The organism is Mesorhizobium sp. M7A.F.Ca.CA.004.04.2.1, assembly GCF_004022825.1.
GTDB lineage: Bacteria > Pseudomonadota > Alphaproteobacteria > Rhizobiales > Rhizobiaceae > Mesorhizobium.
The window spans coordinates 1-581 of record NZ_RZPH01001696.1 but is presented as its reverse complement, the minus strand read 5'-3'; the positions used below and the strand labels follow the sequence as shown (position 1 = coordinate 581).

Below are 581 nucleotides of genomic sequence, written 5' to 3'. Positions count from 1 at the left end.
GTCGTAGTGCTCGGAGCCGAAATCATAGTAGCGATACTGTGCGCCGACGACGAACTTGTCGGTCAACGCGTAGTCGACGCCGGCACCCACGGTCCAGCCGACATTCGTGCGCGTGCTGTCGAACGCCGGACCCGCGACTTGCGATGTTTCGATGCCGGCAAAGGCGACGCCGCCAATGCCATAGACCAGCAAGCGGTCCATGGCGTAGCCCGCCTTGGCGTTGACCGACCCGAACCACTTGATGTCGGTGCCGAATGTGCTTCCGAAGGCCGATACCGTCGTGCCGCGGACCGAGGAATAGTTGAGTTCCGCCTCGGCGCCCAGCACCGCCTGGTCGAATTGCCACAGTCCGGCGACATGGCCGCCGACAAAACCGCCGTCAACATCGGGTGTGGCCGAAAACGGCTCGCCCTCTGTTCCTGATATGTCGGACCGACCCCAGCCATAGCCGGCTTGCATGCCGGCATAGTAGCCGGTCCAGTCGAAGCCGGGCGCGGTCATCGGAACATCGGCCGCTGGGTCGGCGGCGAAAGCCGGCACGGCCAGAGCGGCAAGAAAACCGGCACTTGCGACCATCAGGC

General features: G+C 64.4%; 1 protein-coding gene. It reads right to left on the bottom strand.

Going from position 1 to position 581, the window contains the following annotated elements; translation table 11 throughout:
* Nucleotides 1-579, bottom strand: a 579-nt coding sequence (locus EN893_RS37045) for an outer membrane protein (protein ID WP_164901551.1), incomplete at its 3' end; no start/stop codon positions are given.
* Nucleotides 580-581 lie beyond the last annotated feature (2 nt).